We start from the raw sequence: 14,862 nt of genomic DNA, 5'->3' as shown, positions 1-14,862 counted from the left end.
ACGCGCTGGCCTTAGGGAAGATCGTCAGGCGTTTCGGGGTTGGGGATAGGTACGTTGGTGACCAGGATGCGCCGGACTCCTGCGCTGTTATTGGGCGAGGGGTTGGCAGTTGGGGCGGTGGTGATTCGATGGTGTTGCGGATCGCCGACATCGAGGTGCAGCCTGCCACCCCTCCGATGGCTTCGCAGGCGTAATCGTCACCCAATCCGGCGGCGCACCCAGAGAGGAGTACGCACAATCCTGTCGTCACACTATTCATACTTTAGCTCCTGTTGGAAAGAGGGAGAAGGGGCGAGCTCTAGGCCTTCTTGGCGCAGCTCATCGGCAAGGGGGTTGAATGAGGCTTGCCCCTGTGAATGAGAGGGCACGGGGATAGTCTCCCTGCTTGGGGAGTGCCCGGATTGGGTCAGCGGCGTTAAAGCGAAACCTTCAAGAAAGACAATGTTGACGAGTGTGCCTGGGTTGATTTCAACGATGGGGTGATAGGTTTCAGCCAGTTTGATGTAATAGTCAGACAATTTCGCCCCCACGGTTGAGCCTGCGTGACCCAATAAGTTGAGAGGGGCTTGGTCTGACTTGAGGGTTTGTGTCGACCCCAATGGATGAAGGGTGGTCTGCTCGGACAGGGCTTTCCCTGTTTCACCGAGCCCCGTCAAGATCCCAGCAATGCCTGCCATTTGCACAATGTCGCCATTTTTGAGTAGCGTTGTGCCTCGAATGCCATTGCGGCCAAAATTAAAAGCCGTGCCTTTTACGGGTTGATCAATGATGGCGCCATCGTCTAAAACGCAGCTTATCCGATCGGTTCGCACGATCCCGCGGCTGGAAGACACTTCCCCATACGCAGAGGCGGTAATGGTGCAGTGGTTAAGCTTAGAAGGTTGACCGTTGGGCAACACGCCAGCGTTCAACGTTTGAAAGACCAAAGGCACGGTGTCCCCTTGGGCGAGCACCCCGGCGTTTGTGTCGGCGCCCCCGGTGACAATCGCACTGACAAAACTGCCGCTTGGTACGTAGCCATCCAAGCTTAAGGGCGCGGGCTTGGACGAGACCGCCCAGTGAAAATGAAGACTTTGGTACCTGGGTATCGAGGGTTTGGGTGTCGCGATGAGGGGCGATAGAGAGGGTGGAGCGGCGTCAACTTCGGGAGATGGCCAAGCCACGGCTGGCGCCATTGGTGGCGGGGATGACACTGGCTCGGCTTCGGTGTGCGTGTTGACTTGCGATGGTCGGTCCGAAGCGGCGCTTTCCAGCGCACTGACGCGGCGGCGAAGCTCATCATTGAGCTGCTCTAGTTTTTGATTCGCTTGTTGTTGCCCTTGTTCTATCTGAGCGTGCAACGCCGTAAGTTGGTCACTCATGGCCGTCAGAGCCAAGTCTTGCTGCGCGAGCGCGCTTTGTTGATCGATGTCCGTAAATCCCGGGTCAATGATGTTATCAAAGTGAACGGTCGGCGCCGATGGGTCATCGGCTGTGCCGTCAGACTGAAGCCACCACAGCATCCCCAGTACCAAAAAGCAGGCTGATGCCACGACCCCACCACTGACCCAAGCGTTTCGTCGGAAGACATCCGCATTGAGTTGGTCACCTGAGGACGTCTTTGGGTCAGGCGAAGAGGGGCCTTCGGATTTAGTCATGGCCAGCCTCCCTGTCTATCACTAAGTAAAGCCGAGTGTGCGCATCTGGAGACAGTTCCGTATCCTCAAGTGCCGCCGCCACAGCAGAAGGCGAATAAAAGTCGCGATTGTCCAAACTGACAGAGGTCTCGGAGACGTTATGAACGTCGTAGACGATCGCCGATAGCGAGGATTGGCGTCCAATGACAAGAGGCAGTAATGTCAACGTCTGTCCGTGGGGCATCGGGTCAGCTAAGCTTAAACGCCGTATCGTCATGTCAGAGGGATCGTCGCCGATGTGGCTCCACTGCATTAAGCTAGTGACGAAACGAAGTAGGCGATGTCCATACGAGCCAATGAGGGAGTCTTTCGCCGAGTGACTGAGGTCAAAACGATGTACGGACCGACCCTGGGCACTGGGTTGTATTGCTAACGCGAGCAATTGACCGCGCTCGGTGACCATATGAGCGGTGAAGGGATCGTCGGTGTTAAGTCCCAGCAAAATGGACCCCGATGGATCGTTGGGGTTTTGGACAACCTCGCAGTGCCCAGCTGGGCAGGTTAGGCTCAGTATTTTATCGTCACCCACATAGAGGCGGCTGAGTGCGTGTCGATCGAGCATTAGGGTGATGGTGTCACCAGAGGCAAAGGGGTGCTGTGTCGCCGGTAGGCTGAGCACAGTTATCGGCGTAAACCCCAGCAGCGTCGCTATCAGGAGGCGAGTGATCATTCTCTGGCCTCCTGATGTATTGCCAACAGACGGATGGTCCCTTGGTGATAATCCATTTTGACGTGCACGTCCACCGCTTGTGTCGGGAGCTGACGCTCTCCGACGGCTTTGCTTAATATGCCCGACACTTTGACCTTCAGCGCGTTGATGTCGACCCGGGTTTCATCCGGTAGAATATCTAAATGACTCGATACATTTTGGTGTCGAATTCGCTCGGCGTCTTTTAGCAGTGTGGGTTGGACAAGCGGCCATAAGGAAGCGGGGATATAGTCAAGTAATCGCCCGTATTGGCGGTGTACATTACTGGGTGTAACGTCGAATTTGAGGTGCAGAAAATAATCACTCATCATGGTGAGATACGCATTGTCTACTTGCACTTGGCTCAATGTAAAAGCCCCGGATACTGTCGGTGGTACGATGGTGTAGCGTTGGTGAGACAACGCATAGGCCAATCCAGCGGCTAAGGTGACGCTGACAAGGCTCAATGCGAGAAAACCCACGGCAAGAAAAACGTTGAGTAGTCGGCTGATTTCCAAAAACTGGCGTCGGATAGCGCGGTCCATCTCTGACTCCTATGACAACCAGTACCGATACTCGGCAGGGGGAGTGAGGGTAAAGAAGAGACGAGAAAGTGGCGCTATGGACCACCAGTAGCCCCACCGTACGAGCACAGTTTGACCATATTGGACCTTCAGGTAACGCAATCCCAGAAACCAAAGTAACCCCAGTGCCCCGCCGAGCAGATGATGGTGCGCCGCAAAGCATATCCCAAACCATAATAACGCCGGGGCCACTTCGTCACGCGGTAAACCAACGAGTCGGGGACCGTGGTTGAGGTGCATTGGAATGCTGTAAAACCCTGTGTTGATTGTCATGGTGTATGTCCTCTACGATAGTCCGACTAACGGCTTGACCACTTCCCAGAAGATCATGCCACCAATAAATCCACCCACAGCCCCCATCCAATTCCGCGTCATAAACCCGGCCGACACCGCCCCAATTGCACCTGATGCAAGCAGGGCATTTTCAACCGCGGAGCCCGAACCGGCGGTGTCTTTGATGGTTTGTTTGCCCGCACTAAAGAGGTCAGCCCCTAGAGCACTATGAATGGCGAGCAGCACCAGCACCACGCCGGCCGCCATGAGCAGAAAGGGTTGCCGCGTTCGAAGGCTTGATGAGTGGCTCTTCTCTGGTTCCCGCTTGACGGTCCGGTTGCGTTGTTCGTTTGACACCCGTATTCATCCTGTCGGTCGGTGGGCCAGCTAGAGTGCTGGTGTGCTACCAGTTGAATATGATGAAAACAGGCAGAGTTTGAAAATTAATAGAGATTATTGGTGATTATTAGTGTTTGTTGGCGGCGGGGATCCCCGTCTTATCGTATACACTGGTACATGATAGAGCACAGGCGAGGCCACACACTTCGCGAAATAGGCTCTCAACCATGGTGGGTATAAGACTTTGGACTTATACTGTGCCCTCTAACCGTAGCCCGTTGGCCACAAGGATGTTTTTCAAAATCGTCTGAGATTTTGATAAAGAATGATCGCACTTCATGAAGATTCACAAAGATTTTGAGTATTTTTACCGTTTAAGTACCTTGGTGACGGATGCTCTGCTGCATTTGCTGTGCCACGTCGCCGCTTCCCAACGACACGTCCCCGTTGCCAAACGCAACGAGATATTGGTGAAGTTCCTAAAAAAGAAGCTCAATGACAAGGCTTTCGCTAACATCAAGAAAGACATCAAGCTGATGATTCGAGTTGGGCGAGACAAACACGGTAATCTCGAGCAGAAATTGTATGAACTGCACGATCGCGCCAGTCGAACCAAAGTCGGTGGCGTTGAGCGTCTGTATCAACTGCTGAATACGCTTCACGACGAAAAAGGCATCGATTCTCGTTTGTTCGAAGAAGGAACCGTGCCTGAACCTGGCGTGGTTTACATGTTAGAGGAACACATCGAAAACGGATTTGATGGTGCGAACGACCAAGTCGCCCCCATTTCGTTGTTATACCAATCGGAAGATGCCAAAGAGCTGGCGTCGTGGGTAGACGAACGCAGTCAGTTTAGCTCCGAAATCAAAGAATGGAATGAAAGCAATCATCAAATTCACATTGTATTGCATCCCAAAGAACGTCGACCGACCGCTGATGTTACTTAGGCGACACTGAAAGGTTGTCAAAACGCGACAGTTCGCCGTGGAATGCTAATCGTATCGCACCAATCGGGCCATTGCGCTGTTTGCCTATGATGATTTCAGCAATTCCTTTTTGTTTGCTATTGGAGTCGTAAAGCTCATCACGATAAATGAACATGATCACATCCGCATCTTGCTCGATGGCGCCTGAATCACGCAAGTCAGAGTTGATTGGGCGCTTGTCTGGACGCTGCTCTAGCGAACGATTGAGCTGTGACAAAGCCACTACAGGCACGTTGAGTTCTTTGGCTAGCGCTTTGAGAGCACGAGAAATCTCCGCAATCTCTAAGGTACGATTGTTGGCTAATTCAGGGATGCGCATCAGCTGCAGATAGTCGACCACGATCAAGGACAAGCCACCGTGCTCTCTTGCTAAACGTCGCGCTTTGGCTCTCAGCTCTGTGGGTGTCAGGCCTGCACTGTCATCAATCAACAAATTGTTTTTCCACTGCAGCATCTCCAGCGTGGAATCGACATTTTGCCACTGTTCAGGGGTTAAATTGCCCGTTTTGAGGTCGGTTAAGTTGACGTGTGCTAACGAGGCTACGATTTTGTCCATCAGTTGATTACGGGGCATTTCTAACGAAAATATCAACGCGGGCTTATCGGCGTCCATAGAGACACTCTCACACACATTAAGTGCCAGTGTGGTTTTTCCGTGTGACGGTCGAGCGGCAACCACAATGAAATCAGACTTCTGTAGCCCCAATGTCAGGCTATCTAGCGCCTCGAAACCTGTTTTAACACCGGTGATCGCTTGGCCTGCACCACTTCGTAACCTGAGCGACGCTTCCAGTGCCAGCCGCTTGGCATCAAACACTGTGTCAGTATTGAGGCGTTTTTCAGATATCGAAAACACGCGTTGCTCTGCTTCTTCGATTAATTCCTCGGGTGAGCGCCCTTGGGTGTCGTAGGCGGAATCGGCAATGTCGTTGGCCGTTTTGACCAAGTGCCGTAGCAAGGCGCGCTCGGCTACAATGTCAACATAGGCCATGATGTTGGCGGCACTAGGCGTGTTTTTCATTAGATCGGCGAGATAAGCCAATCCACCAATCTCGCTGAGTTGATGCTGTTGCTCGAGTTTCTCACTCACCGTGATTAAATCAACAGGTATCGCCGTTTCCATTAAGGCCGCGATCGCTTTAAAAATCAGCTGATGGGGGCGGGCATAAAAGTCTTTGCCAGATAGACGAGCTGACACCTCTTCCCACCGCAAATTATCGATAAAGATGCCACCAATGACAGATTGCTCAGCTTCAAAGGAATGAGGGGGTGTTTTCATGGCGTCGATAGATTGTTGGGTCATAAAGCGTTTGTCAGTCTCTGTCACGTCGTGTGTGCGCTCGGATCATTATATTGGCTAAGTATAACAATATGTTGGATTAGGGTGAACGTAAACTTGTATGTCTAATAATAAATACTGACGCACTATAACTAAAAAGCTCGACATAGAATAAGCAATCTTATTTTTAACAAAGAAAAGCTCATCAACCCCTAAACAATTCTCTAAGTGAACTGACATAAAAAAGGCAGCCAATAAATGGCTGCCAAAACACAACATGTTTTCTTATCAAAGTAAGGCACAGTACGTGGAAGAAGAGAATAATCGACCGAGCACCACCTCTAGAACCCCTTTTGAGTTTGTCGATTATGCCCCAAACTGTGCAGAAATCATGCTACGCCTAATGACCTACGACACACAACATTGAATAATGCTTAAAAACCGTTAATAAACCGAACGATTTAAACGCTTCGAGACTTGTCAGGGTGAGCACGTCCTTTATGTGTCAGCAGCAGTTGCCACACTTGCAGATCGCGCGCACGAAAAGTACCAGCACAAGTCAACAGATAAAATTGCCATTGACGTTTTTGTTGGGTTCTCCCTCGCATGTCCTCACGATCCCATAAAGGTCGAATGTTATTCCACCATTCCATCAACGTGCGATCATAGTGAGGGCCGATATTGTGAAGGTCTTCCAGGACAAAATCTGTTTTTTCGAACGCTTGAGAAAGTTCGGACAGGGCAGGGATGTAACCGTTTGGAAAAACATAGTTGTGTATCCAAGGGTCCACGCTGCCTCGTTGATTTCGACCAATCGTGTGAATGAGAGCAATCCCATTTTTCGCCAATAATTGGTTCACTATCGAAAAATACAAATCATAATTTGGTACCCCAACGTGTTCCAGCATACCTACCGACACGATGCGATCGTAGGTTGTATTACCTACGATGTGGCGATAGTCAGCGAGGACGAAATTGATCGGTAGATGAGCGTAACGATTTCGGGCATATTCATACTGCTCTTTTGAGAGCGTCACCCCAGTGCCATGGACACCATAATGCTCAGCGGCATAAGACAGCAGTCCTCCCCAGCCACAACCAATGTCTAACAACATTTGACCATGTTTGAGGTCCAGCTTTCGGCAAATAAGATCGAGCTTTTTCCTCTGTGCATCCGCTAAATCGCTGGCTTCGTGCCAGTAGCCGCAGGAGTAGATCATCAAAGGATCCAACATCTGTTTGTAAAAGCTGTTTCCAATATCATAATGAAAGCCAATATCCCGCTTACTGCCTTGCTCATTGTAGGGTGAAAAAAGCTTAGACAAGCACCAATACCACAGGTTTTGTTTATTCGAGCGATAGGCATCCAACTCACCACTTTGAAGCAATTTGCTGACCATGACATCGAGTGCATCACACTCCCAGTCGCCTCGTAAGTAGCCATTCCCAATTTTCAGCGTGTCGTAAGACTCTAAACGATCGAAATAATTAAGGTCCCTTAAGCGAATATCCCACGGTCGATTGCCATTCACCTTAATGTCTGCTTTTTCCAAAATGCGTTCTAATGCCTTGGCAAACACCTTCATCACCTGACTCCTATACCTTTGGTTGCCAAAGCATCAGACAAAAGTCTGGCTAATTTGTCATCGTATTAAGGCATATTAATCATTGTTGGACGTTTTTCTCGCCACTCAAAGAGTAAAGGGATTGATGTCCTGACAAAAGATGACGTATAAAGGTTATATACTCTGATGTAGATCTTGGCTTAAGTCATGCATACAGAACAATAGGGTGTTTTCTTCGCAGTCATAAAGGAGCCCAGACTATGCTTAACTTCCTAAGGCGACGACGTATTAAAAAAATCATCGGCAGACTCTCTCCACAACTGGTTAAAGGGTTTGGCAGTAGAGAATATTTTACTCTTGCTCAGATCTATCGTTTGAGCCAATCATTAGCTCCGAGACATAAGCTGATCGCCGCAGCATTGTTTTGCGATCCCAATACACTAGAAGAGCCAACTCGAGACTCCGTCCTTGCCATCAGGGTTCACATCGAAGAAGACTTTTTCGGTGGTGAAGCATACACCGCGAACGATGTCCTACATTTGGCTAAACAAAACAAATGGAAAGGTGGGCAAATGGACGATCATATGTCGCATCACCATGGCATGGGCAGCCGTTACTGAACCATTACTACAGCCGCAAAGTCTGAAGGCGGTAATAAGTACTGGGTGCATCGCTAGATGCGTTCATTACTTATTACCTATTTTATGGTAAATCCAATTATGTTGAATGGATTTCAAAAAAGAGAGGAGCAATGGCAACAAACAAGTCAGATTTCGCATAGATGAATATTTTATTTAACATAATTTACGTAATACGCACTGACAAACAGTTTTAACATCCGATGTTGAGGGCTTTGTCTATGTCGTTAGCTTCGAACTCTTCGTACACTGCTAGCGTAAATTTGTGGACAGCTATATATAGACAAAGTACCACTACACAAGAAGCTAGGTTTAATACACCGCTACCAATTAACAGTGTTCCTTCCTCACCTAGAGTCAGTTGAAGGAATCCTAGATTTAATAGAAGTGTGTAACTTATAAAAACAAATAAGATCAGGAAAGCAACTCGGTAAATGAGCTTTACTGCTGTCTTAGTTCTTTGAAATGAGTTAGCCAGAAAGAAAAGAACAAGGGGTAACGCAAATAGCGCACTTTCAAAATACATCATTGCGTAGTCCTCTTTGTGTTTGTTCTTTCAACTAGATTTTAGGTTGGTCAAAATCCTTGAGATATTCAATAGCTTAGTTGATGTTTTGATTGATAGCTCAGAGTTTATTTCTAACAATGCGTTACCTACCATAATTTGCAGCGGTGAGACGAACTGGCCATTCGGGAGTACCAGCCTGTAGTTGTTCATACGAAAGCCTTCCCAACACCTACTTGGGGCTATCGATGTGCGTTTACACCCTAACGCTAGTGGCCCTGTAAGAGATCTTAAGTAGTTACTCGGTTTATTGCTTACGCAACCCCGAAAACCGCCAATCACTTAGATATTATGACGATTCGTGCCTCTCGGCGGTGCTCTTGGCACATGAATCCTAGTGCACCTGACCAAGTAGTATGATGACTAGTTGATTCTATGTATTTGGAAGCAACATTTCATATCAGAAATTAATTGATCTTCCGCAAAAACAATTAATTACAATATGAACTAAATTTCCTATTTTGTTACTATCTTCTGCCAACAAAACATCTACATTATGAAACTTCTACTTCTTTCAAAGAGTATAATATGAGCAGTCACAAACAAAAATTCATGGTAGCCACTTGTGGCTTATTCGCCTCTCTAAATGTGTTTTCCAGTGAAGTCCTCGATGTCAACGATATTAATTTTGAGGACGACAATTTCCAAAAGTGCGTGCTCGCTCAAAACACAAAAAATCCAGCCAAATTAACTAAACTGGTGTGTCGTCAGTTTAATATAGACAGCGCAAATGAGCTCCGTTATTTCCCAGCGCTCAAGGAATTGTGGTTATCTGGTGAGCAACTTAGTCGCGTCGACTTGAGCAAAAATACTGAGTTAACTTCAGTTTCTATTACGAAATCAAACTTAACGAGTTTAGATTTAAGCGGGAACCCAAAATTGACAGAGTTAAATGTTAGTTTTAACCAGATTGCGGATCTCGACCTTACGAAGAACCCTAATGTTACTGACTTGAGCGTAGTGTCTAACCAAATAGAAACACTTAATCTATCAAGCAATACCGAGCTGAAGTACTTCTGGGCAAAAGACAATAGGCTGAAAACTATAGATTTCAGCCAAAACCCGAATTTGGTACAGGTTGATTTAAACAGCAATCAGCTACTTAACATCAACGTTAGTAAAAACGAACAACTCAACAAGCTTAGCGTGATGTTTAACCAGTTATCGGCGTTAGACGTCAGTAAAAACGTCAGTCTCACAAAACTGTATTTAACGGACAACAAGCTGACCAGCTTGGACGTTCGTCACAACCCTAAACTAAGAGCACTGTGGGCTACCGAAAATCCACTAGAAGATCTTGATATTCGCGCTAACTCTTCATTAAGCGATTACGAAGTTGATGAGGGCGTTTCAGTACAAGAGTAACTCAGTTCTTCCAAACATCACAAAACGAACATGGCGTCAATTACTCTTCTTTTATGTGCAGTGTTTTACCCAATTGACGCCATCCTTAAGCATTAAACTTTGCATCGTTCGCAACATTCAAAGCGTATTCATCAGGATACCCCAACATACAACATTAAACGTAATACCTTGGACACCTCTTCCCAAAGGTAAGCTCAAGGCATGCCTAGAAGCAAACAAAAGACACGCAAGTACTTAAAGAAACGTGCAACTCAATGGTAAGGGCATTCTCACTCAGATCACCCTACTCTCCCGTCGCGTAAAGAGCCTCTGCCCGCATCTAGCCAAATAACACCACCACTCGAAACTCCCCCAATAAACTGGGGATTTAATGACACTAGCCGCTTGTGTCACTCCACGACCCGTCTAACAAAAGCTAAAGTGCGTACTCTCTCTTTCCCTTTAATTTTAATAATTTATTTCTCTTTTTCAGCGGGTTAATATTGATATAATAAATGATTAGTCCTTGCGCATTGAGCAATCAAAGTGAGCGCGCGCATGATACAAACATTAGCCATATGTGTGTTACTGAAGGGAGCGTATGAATAAAATTAAATATTTACTGTTAATTTTCTTGCTGAGTGGTTGTAGCACAACGCACTATGAAGAAGATGGAGTACAGGTAAAGCTTGAACGAGATTTTTTCATCGGCAAATGGGATTGCACATTTGAAGGTAGTGACCCGCTAGGGCTGTTTTCGAGCGAATCTTACACTCGGCAATACCTTGAAAATGGTCTGGTAGAGGTAAACGCCAGTTTTGAAATGTTCATAAAGGAAGTAGGAGAACCAGTCTCAGTAAGCGTTTTAAGTGAAGGAGTATGGTTTAGAGACCAATTTATAACAGATATCACCGAGTTTCATCATAAACTCTCTGTGAAGTCAAATTACAACGAAGTAACAAGTGAGCTGATGGAAGCCTTGGATAACGACAATCACCTCAACGAAATGATCTACATTTCGGTGGAACCTCATGGCAGCGAATCAATGACGCTGAGCTGGCCAAATAACGAGCATGTATGCACAAAATTAAACAGTTCATCAGGCTAACAAGCATTCAAGAGTGCTTCCCAACGCTTGGTATTATTATTCATTCCATCGCTGAGTTTAGTGTTCAAGATGGTCAGGTTTCGTGGTAGCGTTGCCCACCACTTAAAGTGGCGTGAACATTCTAGGGGGCAGTATTCAGATTCTATCATTTATAGCTCCATTGATTGTTGTTTCGTTTCTCGTGATTAAGGCAAGGTTTTCGGTATATCACAATACGCTCGACAATGGCGTTTTCACTTATGTTTCCGCTTTTCTGGCAATCACCTTAACTGCGATTTTTTACCTCTACAAAATTCGAAGAGCGGAACGCGCCGAAAAAATCATTGTGAAGCATGGAAATTTTGGAAAGCGCCCTAACTCAGTAACTCATTTGCTCCCATTTCTTGTTCTTCTGCTGTTTATCTCAATAAGAGTTGGTATCACAATTCCCCACGAAAGATATCTAGACGATGAGGTGGTAAAAATCACCTTCACGATTACTTGCAAAGGTGAGCACTCAGCTAGAGGTGGAACAAATAAGTATCTGTGTATCAACGACGGTGAAAGAGACCTGAAATATGATGCAAACGACATCGCATCTCATTATTTTTCAATTGGAGAAGAAATTATCGCCACTGCACGACGAGGGTATTGGGGATACTTAGTTATTCAAGACCTGCATAAAACAAAGACTCGCAAGGCGCTCGATGCGAAAGCCCTCACATGTGTTGGGCTTTCCGCTTCAGAGTGTGCTCGATACTTTGCTCCATAGAAAGCGCCCCCCTGGTACACTATATCCACACACACCCTTATACCCTAACGATTGTCTGATTTAGCGCTCAAAACAAAAAGGCAGTGTGGACACCAGCGACCGCCCATACCACAATCAGCCTCATTAACTGCTGTCAGCGCCCTTAGGCCTTTGGATAGAAAGTATGGATACTCGTAGCCAGAGCTTGTTGCTCTCCGCCCTCTCGCGATGGACTCCGCTGGGTCAAACCGACCTCGCTCACGCCTTAGACGATCTCACCATTCATGCCCATCAGCCGCTCGAGAATCTCTTTTGCAGCGGCGATGTCGTGCTCGATGTGCACTTCGTACTCGACGGCATCGGCCGCTATTTCTATCTTGATGAGCAGGGCAATGAACGAAATAAGTCTCTGGTCACCACAGGCGGTGCCTTCGCGAGTTTGAGTTCCTTGGTTGAAGCCAACCCGAGCCCGTTTTTCGCTCAGACATTGACGCCGTGCACGACGGCCTCTATCCGCTACGAACGCCTCGTGGCCCTCTCAAGAATTCACCCCAATTGGGCGGAGTTTCTGCGCACGCTCTTAGAGCGCCTGGTGCTGAAAAAAGAGAGACGAGAGGCGGGCTTTCTTCTGCTGAACGCCAAACAACGCTATCAGCAATTTTTGCACGAATTTGGCCATGATAGCGACCGTATCCCCCTTCGCCACGTTGCAATGTATATCGGAGTGACGGATGTGACGCTGTCTCGGATCCGCCGAGAGATGGGCTTAACATAGGTTAAGGTCAACAGAGAACCGCTGACCTAATATCGTGTTTTCTTTACCAAGGAAACTCGACATGAAAAAACTTTTGCCCCCTGCGCTCTTTTTGATTTTTGTGGTTGGAATAGGGCTCCTCCATTGGAAGACGTCATTCCCTCCACACATGGCTTTCCCTTGCTCCCTATTGGGACTGCCATTGATTGTCCTGGGTTTGTGGTTATCGGCGGCGGGGAAGCGCCTGTTTACCCGGCTAAGCACGAATATCATGACATTTGGTCAACCCACTCTGTTGGTGACACAAGGCGTCTATCAGTACACCCGCAACCCCATGTATCTCGGTTTTGCTGTCGCATTATTGGGCGTGGCCATACTGTCTGGCGCCTCACTGCCCGCTCTCTTCCTGACATTACTGTTCATCCTCATCACCGACAGGTGGTACATTCGGTTTGAAGAACAAATACTGCGAGACACCTTCGGCCAAGACTATGACCAATACTGTCGTCAGGTCCGGCGTTGGGTATAACCACATCCAAACACCGCGTCGATCTTGATGTGGTGTAGAAGCGGACCGATGAGCGCTGATTCCCAGTAGCCCTTTGTCCGCCCACCAGCGTTCAGCTCCGAAATTGGCGCATCCCTAAACCTCTTTGTTGTTAGCCTGTATCGGCCCCGTTAAGTCTAAAACGATAGAGGAGTAGTAAACATGTTTAAGAGTCTGCATCAGGCGAACAATCCATTGGTCATTTGTAATGTGTGGGATGTACCCAGTGCGAAGCTGGCCGAGAAATCGGGCTTTCTCGCTCTCGGGACGTCCAGCGCAGCCATCGCGAGCACCCTTGGAAAAGAGGATGGTGAAAACCTCCACTTCGAGGACGTGTTGTTCATCGTCAAAGCCATCGTTGGGTCGACCCCTCTCCCTTTAACGGTCGACATCGAATCGGGTTATGGCGACACGCCGGACGTCATCGCACACAACATCATCGAATTGGTGAACATTGGCGTAGTTGGCATCAATATCGAAGACAGCGTCGTATCACAAGGGAAACGGGCCCTGCGCGACAGCGCTTGGTTTGCAAACCTGCTGATTGGCGTGAAAAAACAGCTTCGCGATGCCGATGTAGAGGTATTTATTAACGTGCGGACTGACGCCTTCTTGCTAAATGCCAGAGGTTTGTTGCAGCCTCCCTCGCACTGTGTTTCACCCCTGGGCCGACCGTGTTGTTGGTCATCGGCCAAAGCCTTGCCTATGGAAAGCGTTCTGTCTTGCCAACCGTACTTGGTGTCATGTCCGGCGATCTCATCGCGCTGACATTCTCCTTAATCGGTATCGGCGCCATCTTAGCCACCTCTGCGGAAGTGTTTCATGTCATGAAATGGACTGGGGCCCTCTACTTGGTGTATTTGGGCATCAAAGCTTGGCGACGCCCAGTCTCAGAGGCGGACACCGATGTCCCAACCCTAGGCAATGCTTGGCAGGTATACAAAGATGCACTGATGGTCACGGCATTAAACCCAAAAGGCTTGGTGTTTTTTATGGCATTTCTTCCCTTATTCATTAACCCACAAGCCTCCAACGTGACCACGCAAATGTGCATTCTGGCCGCCAGCTTTATCGGTGCTTCGATCTGCAGTGTCAGTGTATACGCCTACTTTGGTGGGCGGGTTAAAGCACACCTGTCCTCGGCCAAGACTCAGGCCCGCTTCAACAAAGCCAGTGGCGGAATGCTGATTGGCGCAGGGATAATGACATCCATCATCGACAGGTAGGCCTAGACAGCCGGAGCCCCCTCAGCCCACGTTTAGGCAGCAAGACAAGGTCATGCGTAATGCCCATGACCGTCTCACTTTCAAGAAGGTCGTCAATCCTTACACCCTAACGCTTACGTCTCACTACACTTATCATGATTTCGGTCTAGGAGTGTGCGTATGATCACTGCGTTAGAACTACTGATGCTCATCATCCCTTGGTTGATCTACTCAGGGGTCCAACAACAACGCCTTCCCATTCAACGCGCCTGCAGGGTGATCCTGCCCAGCTTTGTTGTGTTTCTCTCGGGCTTGATGGCTGGCTGGTTATGCGCTCTGGGGGTCCTTGAGCTTAACTGGCCGACACCGTCGTTGTTTGTGGGCAACGCGTGGTGGCACCTTGCCACTGGGCCGGTGGTGTTCATGCTCTACGTGTTTGTGATGTCTGAAGTCTGCAGACGAAAGCGTCTAGACGAAAGCTAGGTACTCGAACTCATTCTACATCAGGCGACGGCAACCTACGTTTGCTCAATCCCCCCCGCTTGGTAGGCTTAGTGCTTGATCTGCACGTCAGTGTCGGC

The 14,862-nt window shown here is 48.2% G+C and carries 16 protein-coding genes and 1 pseudogene; 11 read left to right on the top strand and 6 right to left on the bottom strand.

The features are described 5' to 3' along the window. Nucleotides 1–251: 251 nt before the first annotated feature. Genes QMA41_RS18505 through traE form a run of 3 tightly spaced genes read right to left on the bottom strand, consistent with a single transcriptional unit; the run spans nt 252 to nt 2,909 of the window. Nucleotides 252–1,637 (bottom strand): TrbI/VirB10 family protein, encoded by a 1,386-nt coding sequence (locus QMA41_RS18505; RefSeq protein WP_235676520.1) that lies wholly within the window; start codon nt 1,635–1,637, stop codon nt 252–254. Next, nucleotides 1,630–2,346: a type-F conjugative transfer system secretin TraK gene (locus tag QMA41_RS18500; protein WP_235676519.1), complete on the bottom strand. Its 717-nt coding sequence runs from the start codon at nt 2,344–2,346 to the stop codon at nt 1,630–1,632. Before QMA41_RS18500 ends, QMA41_RS18505 begins: the two co-directional genes overlap by 8 nt. Continuing rightward, entirely contained in the window at nt 2,343–2,909 is a 567-nt protein-coding gene (gene traE, locus QMA41_RS18495) for a type IV conjugative transfer system protein TraE (protein ID WP_235676518.1), read from the bottom strand. The genes QMA41_RS18500 and traE overlap by 4 nt, the downstream gene beginning before the upstream one ends. 68 nt (nt 2,910–2,977) lie before the next feature. Between traE and QMA41_RS18490 the strand changes: the two genes are divergently transcribed. Beyond that, entirely contained in the window at nt 2,978–3,181 is a 204-nt protein-coding gene (locus tag QMA41_RS18490; protein ID WP_281630363.1) for a hypothetical protein, read from the top strand. A 52-nt stretch (nt 3,182–3,233) separates the two neighbouring features. Here QMA41_RS18490 and traA read toward each other — a convergent pair whose 3' ends face one another. Continuing rightward, the gene (gene traA / locus QMA41_RS18485) at nt 3,234–3,488 is read right to left on the bottom strand and encodes a type IV conjugative transfer system pilin TraA (RefSeq protein ID WP_031343380.1); all 255 of its coding nucleotides are present in this window, start codon (nt 3,486–3,488) and stop codon (nt 3,234–3,236) included. A 410-nt stretch (nt 3,489–3,898) separates the two neighbouring features. On the opposite strand from traA, the gene QMA41_RS18480 reads away from it, so the two are divergent. After that, complete coding sequence (locus tag QMA41_RS18480; protein ID WP_019277172.1) at nt 3,899–4,507, top strand: DUF2913 family protein; 609 nt, start codon at nt 3,899–3,901, stop codon at nt 4,505–4,507. On the opposite strand, the gene dnaB is transcribed toward QMA41_RS18480, so the two are convergent. Together dnaB and cfa are read right to left on the bottom strand one after the other, a co-directional pair. Next, entirely contained in the window at nt 4,500–5,849 is a 1,350-nt protein-coding gene (gene dnaB / locus QMA41_RS18475; protein ID WP_235676517.1) for a replicative DNA helicase, read from the bottom strand. The two genes, QMA41_RS18480 and dnaB, sit on opposite strands and share 8 nt — an antisense overlap. Before the next feature lie 437 nt (nt 5,850–6,286). Continuing rightward, nucleotides 6,287–7,411, bottom strand: a complete 1,125-nt coding sequence (cfa, locus tag QMA41_RS18470; protein ID WP_235676515.1) for a cyclopropane fatty acyl phospholipid synthase — start codon at nt 7,409–7,411, stop codon at nt 6,287–6,289. Nucleotides 7,412–7,650: 239 nt separating this feature from the next. Here cfa and QMA41_RS18465 point away from each other — a divergent pair, with 239 nt between their 5' ends. From QMA41_RS18465 to QMA41_RS18425, 9 genes and pseudogenes are all read left to right on the top strand, one after another. Then, a complete protein-coding gene (locus tag QMA41_RS18465) occupies nt 7,651–8,010 on the top strand; it encodes a DUF6559 family protein (RefSeq protein WP_235676514.1) in 360 nt (119 codons plus the stop codon). A gap of 1,111 nt (nt 8,011–9,121) precedes the next feature. Continuing rightward, nucleotides 9,122–9,958 (top strand): hypothetical protein, encoded by an 837-nt coding sequence (locus QMA41_RS18460; protein WP_235676513.1) that lies wholly within the window; start codon nt 9,122–9,124, stop codon nt 9,956–9,958. A gap of 580 nt (nt 9,959–10,538) precedes the next feature. Next, a complete protein-coding gene (locus QMA41_RS18455; RefSeq protein ID WP_235676512.1) occupies nt 10,539–11,045 on the top strand; it encodes a hypothetical protein in 507 nt (168 codons plus the stop codon). Nucleotides 11,046–11,157: 112 nt separating this feature from the next. Next, complete coding sequence (locus tag QMA41_RS18450; protein WP_235676511.1) at nt 11,158–11,796, top strand: hypothetical protein; 639 nt, start codon at nt 11,158–11,160, stop codon at nt 11,794–11,796. 163 nt (nt 11,797–11,959) lie between these two features. After that, entirely contained in the window at nt 11,960–12,550 is a 591-nt protein-coding gene (locus QMA41_RS18445; RefSeq protein ID WP_082315571.1) for a Crp/Fnr family transcriptional regulator, read from the top strand. 61 nt (nt 12,551–12,611) lie between these two features. Further along, the gene (locus tag QMA41_RS18440) at nt 12,612–13,058 is read left to right on the top strand and encodes an isoprenylcysteine carboxylmethyltransferase family protein (protein WP_019274826.1); all 447 of its coding nucleotides are present in this window, start codon (nt 12,612–12,614) and stop codon (nt 13,056–13,058) included. Nucleotides 13,059–13,238: 180 nt separating this feature from the next. Beyond that, a pseudogene (locus QMA41_RS18435) lies at nt 13,239–13,703 on the top strand (isocitrate lyase/phosphoenolpyruvate mutase family protein); the annotation flags it as partial. 23 nt (nt 13,704–13,726) lie between these two features. Next, the gene (locus QMA41_RS18430; protein ID WP_281630382.1) at nt 13,727–14,302 is read left to right on the top strand and encodes a LysE family translocator; all 576 of its coding nucleotides are present in this window, start codon (nt 13,727–13,729) and stop codon (nt 14,300–14,302) included. Between the two features lie 159 nt (nt 14,303–14,461). Beyond that, nucleotides 14,462–14,764 (top strand): hypothetical protein, encoded by a 303-nt coding sequence (locus tag QMA41_RS18425; RefSeq protein WP_021458675.1) that lies wholly within the window; start codon nt 14,462–14,464, stop codon nt 14,762–14,764. The last annotated feature ends 98 nt before the right edge of the window (nt 14,765–14,862 follow it).

It is taken from the genome of Vibrio sp. St2, assembly GCF_947311885.1.
GTDB lineage: Bacteria > Pseudomonadota > Gammaproteobacteria > Enterobacterales > Vibrionaceae > Vibrio > Vibrio coralliilyticus.
The sequence above is the reverse complement of the archived record's forward strand: the minus strand, read 5'-3'. Positions and strand labels throughout refer to the sequence as shown.